At 52.2% G+C, this 7,534-nt stretch carries 3 protein-coding genes; all 3 read right to left on the bottom strand.

The genetic code is table 11. The features are described 5' to 3' along the window. Positions 1-162: 162 nt before the first annotated feature. On the bottom strand, positions 163-1,629 hold the full coding sequence (locus BM318_RS14260) for a glutamate synthase subunit beta (protein ID WP_092983420.1): 1,467 nt from the start codon (positions 1,627-1,629) through the stop codon (positions 163-165). 2 nt (positions 1,630-1,631) lie between these two features. After that, the gene (gene gltB / locus BM318_RS14255; RefSeq protein WP_092983418.1) at positions 1,632-6,131 is read right to left on the bottom strand and encodes a glutamate synthase large subunit; all 4,500 of its coding nucleotides are present in this window, start codon (positions 6,129-6,131) and stop codon (positions 1,632-1,634) included. 260 nt (positions 6,132-6,391) lie between these two features. After that, entirely contained in the window at positions 6,392-7,534 is a 1,143-nt protein-coding gene (locus tag BM318_RS14250; protein WP_092983416.1) for an acyl-CoA dehydrogenase family protein, read from the bottom strand.

Here is a 7,534-nt window from a genome sequence, read left to right as displayed (position 1 = left end):
CCGTCAGCGCCGATGGTACTGCCACTAGGTGGGAGAGTAGGTCGCCGCCTTCTTTGAATTAGCCCTTTACAGCAATGTGAAGGGCTTTTTTTATGGGTACAACTGAAGCATTCAGACGAGCGTCCGAAACTGATGAAGCGTATACCGTGAAAATGACCAGGACTATGCCCGTGGTAAGTCTCCTTCCCCTTTAAGTGGAAGTTCAGAGCTTCCCATTAGATAGGCATCTACATGATGGGCCGCCTGACGTCCTTCAGAGATAGCCCAAACAATCAGGGATTGGCCACGACGCTGATCTCCGGCGACAAATACCCCGGGAACGTTGGTCTGATAATCCGCAGCAGAAGCTTTAATGTTCGTGCGGGGATCCATGGCGAGACCTAACTGGTCGGGAATCGTCTCCTCTGATCCGGTAAAGCCAAGCGCCAGCAGGGCCAGATCACAAGGCCATTCTTTCTCCGTACCGGCGATCTCTTTGAGCTCCGGACGTTCCCCTGGCTTTGTAATCCACTCAACCTCAACGGTTACCAGGCTTTTCAAGTTTCCATTTCCATCTCCTTTAAAGGCTTTGGTGGAAATGCTAAAGACCCGTTCGGCTCCTTCCTTGTGGGAGGAACTGGTGCGCAGGCGCATGGGCCAGTAGGGCCAGGGCTGATTTTCTGGTCGGCCAACCGGGGGTTTTCCGAGAATTTCAAAATTGACCACGGAGTTTGCGCCTTGTCTGAGGGAGGTCCCAATACAGTCCGATCCTGTATCCCCGCCTCCGATAACGATTACATTTTTGCCTTTAGCGGTAAGTTCTTCGCCAGTGTAGTCCAGGCCAGCAACCTTTCGGTTGTTTTGCGGGAGGAAGTCCATTGCCTGCACAACACCCTTAAGATCAGCACCTTCGATAGGCAGTGAGCGCCGCACAGTAGCGCCACCGCAAAGTAAAACCGCATCAAAATCTTCTTCCAGCTGTTTAGCCGGGATGTCTTTACCTATTTCGACCCCGCACTCAAAAAGGATTCCTTCTGCTTCAAGGATTTCCAGGCGACGGTCAATGACGTTCTTCTCCATCTTAAAGTCCGGAATCCCGTATCGCAAGAGGCCTCCAGGACGCTCGTCCCGTTCAAAAACGGTGACTTCGTGACCAGCACGATTCAATTGCTGGGCGGCAGCAAGGCCGGCAGGGCCAGATCCTACCACTGCAATGCGTTTACCTGTTCGGATAGTCGGGGGTTCGGGAACAACCCATCCTTTTTTAAAGGCGGTCTCGACAATGTTCTTCTCAATATTCTCGATGGAAACTGGATCTTCATTGATCCCCAGGACGCAAGCCTCCTCACAGGGAGCCGGGCAAAGCCGGCCGGTAAACTCCGGGAAGTTATTGGTCGAATGCAGGATTTCTGTTGCCAGTTCCCACTTCCCGCGATAAACCGCATCGTTAAAATCCGGGATCAGGTTCCCCAAGGGGCAGCCGCTGTGGCAGAACGGGATGCCGCAATCCATACAGCGTGCTCCCTGCTCCTTCAGCTCTTTTTCGGCGAGCGGTTTGGTGAATTCTTTATAGTTCTTCAGGCGCTCCTTAACGGGTGTGTAGGCTTCCACCTTACGCCCGTATTCCATAAATCCAGTCGTTTTGCCCATGATTATTGTATTTCTAATTGTTCGTTTTCAAGACGGATCAGTGCCTGGCGGTACTCTTCAGGGAAAACCTTGACAAACTTGGGTAGATAGGTCTCCCATTGCTCCAGAATGCCTTGTGCCAGCGGACTAAAGGTGGTATTGTAGTGATTCTCAATCAAGGTGCGCAGCTCTGCGACATCCTGATCCTCCTCTACTTTCAACAAATTCAATGATTCCCGGTTGCACTGGTCTTCGAAAGTCCCCGCTTCATCCAGTACGTAGGCGATACCTCCGCTCATACCGGCTCCAAAATTGCGCCCCACCGTTCCGAGGATCACCGCAATGCCTCCGGTCATGTATTCACATCCGTGGTCTCCGATTCCTTCTACGACGGCTTTTGCTCCGGAATTCCGCACACAAAAACGCTCTCCGGCTTTCCCGTTGATATAGGCTTCTCCGGCCGTTGCCCCATAGAGGCAGACATTTCCGGTAATGATATTTTCTTCAGGTTTCAGGGTACTTCCAGCCGGCACCTTAATCACCAGGCGAGCGCCGCTGAGCCCCTTACCCAAATAATCGTTGGTGTTTCCATTCACGATCATAGTCAGGCCACGGGTGGCAAATGCCCCGAAACTCTGCCCGGCAGAGCCGGTGAAGTTCAGGCGCAAAGTGCCCTCAGGCAGCCCCTCGCTCCCGTAGATCTTGGAGATCTCATTACTGATAATGGCACCCACGGCCCGGTTGGTATTCTGGATAGGAAAATCCAGGCTGGTTTTTTCCCTGCGGAAAAGTGCCGGGTGGGCTTGCTCAATGATCTCAAACTCTATGGAGTTTTCAATGTTGTGTTCCTGATGCGTGGTGTTGTAAAATTTCGTACCAATCGGAACGGGTACCTGATGCAGGATAGGACTGAGGTCAATCCCTCGGGCCTTATAATGCTCAATGGCCTGGCGCCGGTCTAATTTGGAGACCTGGCCTACCATTTCGTCTACGGTACGGAAGCCGAGTTTGGCCATGATTTCCCGAAGTTCCTGGGCCACGAAGTACATGTAGTTGACCACATGCTCTGGTTTCCCCTCGAATTTTTTACGCAGTTCCGGATTTTGGGTAGCGATACCCACCGGACAGGTATTGAGGTGGCAAACGCGCATCATAATACAGCCCGATGCGACCAATGGAGCGGTAGCGAAACCAAACTCCTCGGCCCCCAGTAAGCAGGCTACGGCAACATCACGTCCGGTCTTTAGCTGACCGTCGCACTCCAGGACCACGCGGTTGCGCAAATCGTTCATGACCAGGGTTTGCTGGGCCTCAGAAATCCCTAATTCCCAGGGCAAGCCCGCGTGCTTGAGGGAGGTAAGGGGAGAAGCCCCGGTTCCTCCGTCGTGTCCCGAAATCAGGATCACGTCGGCCTTGGCTTTGGAAACCCCTGCAGCAACGGTTCCTACCCCAACCTCGGAAACCAGCTTCACGTTGATGCGCGCTTCGCGGTTCGCGGATTTCAAGTCGTAAATCAATTGGCTTAAATCCTCGATGGAGTAAATGTCGTGGTGGGGCGGAGGAGAAATCAGCCCGACATAAGGAGTGGAATTCCGGGTTTTGGCAATCGCCGGATTTACTTTGGGACCCGGCAGTTGCCCCCCTTCCCCGGGCTTGGCGCCCTGGGCCATTTTTATCTGAATTTCCTGAGCATTGGTCAGGTAATTGGAGGTTACTCCAAATCGGCCGGAGGCCACCTGCTTGATCGCACTGTTCTTCCAATCCCCGCTTTGGTTGCGATAAAAGCGCTCGGCATCTTCGCCTCCTTCCCCGGAATTGCTCTTCCCGCCGATGCGGTTCATGGCAACTGCGAGGTTTTCATGGGCTTCCTTACTGATGGACCCGTAGGACATAGCTCCCGTCTTGAAGCGTTTTACAATTTCCGTCCAGGGTTCGACTTCCTCCAGGGGGATGGGATCGTAGTTCGCAAATTCGAACAACCCCCGAATGGTCATCAGGTGTTTGGACTGCTCGTTGATCAACGAACCGTATTCCTTATAGGTTGTCGGCTCGTTTTGGCGAACCGCTTGCTGTAATTTGGCAATGGTCAGCGGGTTGAACATATGCTTCTCTCCATCGCGTCTCCAGCGGTATTCTCCGCCGATTTCCAGCTCCATACGCGCAGCCACTTCTTTTCGGCCAAAGGCATTATGGTGCCGCAGCGCAATTTCTTTTTCCAATTCGTACAGCCCAATCCCCTGGATTCGGGTTGGGGTATTCGGGAAATAAGTGTTTACAAGTTGCGTATTCAGGCCGATACATTCAAAGAGCTGGGATCCCCGATAGGAGTTCAGGGTAGAAATTCCAATCTTGTTCATGACCTTCAGGATGCCCTTGCCAATTCCCTTGTTGTAGTTGGCAATAGCCGCTCCGAGATTTACGTCCTGGATGTCCTGGGCCTCGATCTGCTCCGCGATGATCTCATTGACCAGATAGGGGTTAATGGCGCTGGCCCCGAAACCGAATAGCAGCGCAAAGTGATGTACTTCCCGGGGTTCGGCAGACTCCACGATAATACTCAGTTGCGAGCGTTTCATGAGGCGCTGCAGGCCGGCGTTGACAAAAGAGGTTGCCAGCAAGGCAGGGATAGGGGCTTGCTCCTCGCTTACATAGCGGTCCGAAAGGATCAGGATATTCGCGCCTTCATCCACGGCCTGGGCTGCCTTGCTCAGGATATCCTCCAAAGCGTTCTCCAACCCGTTTAAACCGTTGGCTACCGGATAGAGGATTGGGATGGAAACCACTTTAAAGTGTGGGTTCCGATCGTAATTCTTGATCTTATCCAGGTCTTCCTTAGAGATGACCGGGTTCTGAATTTTAAGTTTGCGACAGTGCTCCGGGGTAAACTCAAACAGATTCTGGTCTGCTCCCAGGGTAAGGCTTATGTCGCAAATGAGTTCCTCCCGGATCCCATCCAGGGGCGGGTTGGTTACCTGGGCAAAGAGTTGCTTAAAGTAATTGTAGATGAGTTGCGGCCGTTCCGAAAGTACGGCGATCGGGGTATCCGATCCCATAGACCCAATGGGCTCCTTGGCGGCCTTCCCCATGGGCAGGATAATGGTATCGATATCTTCCCGCGTATATCCGAAAACCGCTTTTCTTTTTTCCAGGGCGGCTTCCCCGAGGAATAACGGGCAATCGTTATAGGGGATGTTCTTCAGATGTACCAGGTTATCCTTAAGCCATTTGCCATAGGGGTGCTTCCCGGCAATTTTTTCCTTGACTTCCTCGTCGTTGACGATGCGGCCTTCCTCCATGTTTACCAGGAACATCCGTCCGGGTTCCAGGCGGCCATGGAATTCGATGTTTTCAGGGGCCAGATCAAGTACACCTGTTTCCGAGGACATCACAACATAACCGTCCTTGGTTACGGAATACCGGCTTGGGCGCAGTCCATTGCGGTCCAGAACTGCCCCGATGTAATTTCCGTCCGTAAAGGGAATGGAGGCTGGGCCATCCCACGGCTCCATCAGGCAGGAATTGTATTCGTAAAAGGCGCGCTTCTTTTCGGACATGCCAGGATTCTTTTCCCAGGCTTCCGGAACCAGCATCATCATTACCTCGGGTAAAGAGCGGCCGGTCATCAATAATAACTCCACCACCATGTCCATGGTAGCACTATCCGATTTACCCGGAAGCACTACCGGCAGGATCGCTTTGATATCCTCTCCGAACCAGGGACTCTCGAGTAATTCCTCCCGGGAACGCATGCGGCTCACATTGCCGCGCAGGGTATTGATCTCCCCGTTGTGGCACATGTAGCGAAACGGTTGGGCGAGATCCCAGGTAGGGAAGGTGTTGGTCGAAAAGCGTTGGTGCACCAGGGCCAAACGGGTAACTACACGGGGGTCCATCAGGTCCTGGTAATAGCGCTTGATGTCCAGGGGCATCAGCAGCCCTTTGAATATGATAATTCGGGTGGAAAGGCTGGGGAGATAAAAGTAGCCACGTTCCGAGAGTTTGGAATCGGCGACAGCATGCTCGGTTACTTTTCGGGCGATAAATAAGGAACGCTCAAATGCGGCATCTTCCAAGGCTTCCGGTTTGCCGATAAAAATCTGTTTTACAAAAGGCTCTGTTTCTGCGGCGATACGGCCCGGGACCCTTCGATTTACAGGCACATCCCTCCACCCCAATAAGGGCAATCCCTGTTTGGCCAACTCGGCTTCAAAGAGTTCTGTGCAGTAGTTGCGTTGGTTCTCTCGCTGCGGCAGGAAAACATTGGCTACGGCATAGGAACCGGGAGCCGGTAACTCAAAGTCGCAGACTTCCTGAAAAAATTCGTGTGGAATATCGATTAGGATTCCCGCTCCGTCTCCGGTTTTTCCATCGGCACTTACCGCCCCGCGGTGTTCCAGTTTCTCCAGGATGTCCAGCGCCTTGTGAATAACGTCGTTGGACTTAATTCCCTTGAGGCTGCAGATAAACCCCGCACCACAGTTGTCGTGTTCAAATTCCGGGAGGTATAGGCCTTGTGCTTCCATGCTATTTTATTGAGGGATTCGACCAAAAATAGCATAACAGTTAGCAAATATTCAGTGCATTTTGTGATAATCCTAAAGAAATTCAAGGTTCACAAAAAACCTTTGAATTTTTCATAATCTGTAAAATCCAAAGGGGTGAAATTGAAGAATTGCCAATAGCTAAGGGCAAATTTTTCCCTGCCCGTCAAAAACAGGGGTTATTCTGAGGAAATTATTGCTATTTGAAGATAGCCCCCTATAGAAAGAGGGGGTGCTGTCACTTAATCTCGCAGAATGCTCCTTGAAATCACAATTTTCTGGATTTCTGAGGTGCCCTCATAGATCTGGGTGATCTTGGCATCGCGCATCAGGCGCTCTACATGGTACTCTTTAACGTATCCATTTCCGCCATGGACCTGTACCGCTTCTACTGTTACCTCCATCGCTACCTGAGAGGCATAGAGTTTGGCCATTGCCCCGGAGAGGTCGTAGTTGTCTCCATTATCCTTGTCTACAGCGGCCTGGTAAACCAGCATTCGGGCAGCCTGAATCTGGGTATGCATATCGGCCAGCTTAAAGGCAATGGCCTGGTGATTGGCGATTTCCGTACCAAAGGCCTTGCGTTCCTTGGAGTATTTCAGTGCCAGTTCGTAAGCACCGGCCGCAATACCCAGGGCCTGGGCCGCGATCCCAATCCTTCCCCCTGCCAGGGTTTTCATGGCAAACTTAAAACCGAAGCCATCTTCGCCGATGCGGTTTTCCTTGGGCACCTTTACATCGGTGAACATCAGGGAATGCGTGTCGCTCCCACGAATCCCCATTTTTTGTTCCTTGATACCGATTTCAAATCCTTCCATGCCTTTTTCCACGATGAGGGCATTGATCCCTTTGTGGCCTTTCTCGGGGTGGGTATGGGCAATTACCAGATAAACGTCGGCACTGTTCCCATTGGTAATCCAGTTCTTGGTACCGTTGAGGATATAGTGGTCGCCCTTATCAATGGCGGTGGTTTTCTGGGACGTGGCATCGCTCCCGGCTTCCGGCTCGGACAGGCAGAAAGCACCGATGATCTCACCTGTAGCCAGGCGTTTCAGGTACTTTTCCTTCTGCGCTTCATTTCCAAAGGTTTCCAACCCCCAGCAAACCAGGGAATTATTCACGGAGACCACCACAGATGCCGAGGCGTCGATCTTGGAAAGCTCTTCCATGACCAGTACATAGGAAAGGGTGTCCAGACCGCTTCCACCGTACTTGGGATCGACCATCATCCCCATAAAGCCGAGCTCACCCATCTTGGCTACTTCCGCTTTGGGGAACTCCTGTTTTTCGTCTCTTTCGATCACGCCGGGCAGTAATTCCGTGCGTGCAAAATCGCGGGCTGCATCCCGCACCATCCGTTGCTCTTCCGTGAGGCTAAAATCCAT

Source organism: Robiginitalea myxolifaciens (genome assembly GCF_900115205.1).
GTDB lineage: Bacteria > Bacteroidota > Bacteroidia > Flavobacteriales > Flavobacteriaceae > Robiginitalea > Robiginitalea myxolifaciens.
This window is presented reverse-complemented; position numbering and strand designations above follow the sequence as displayed.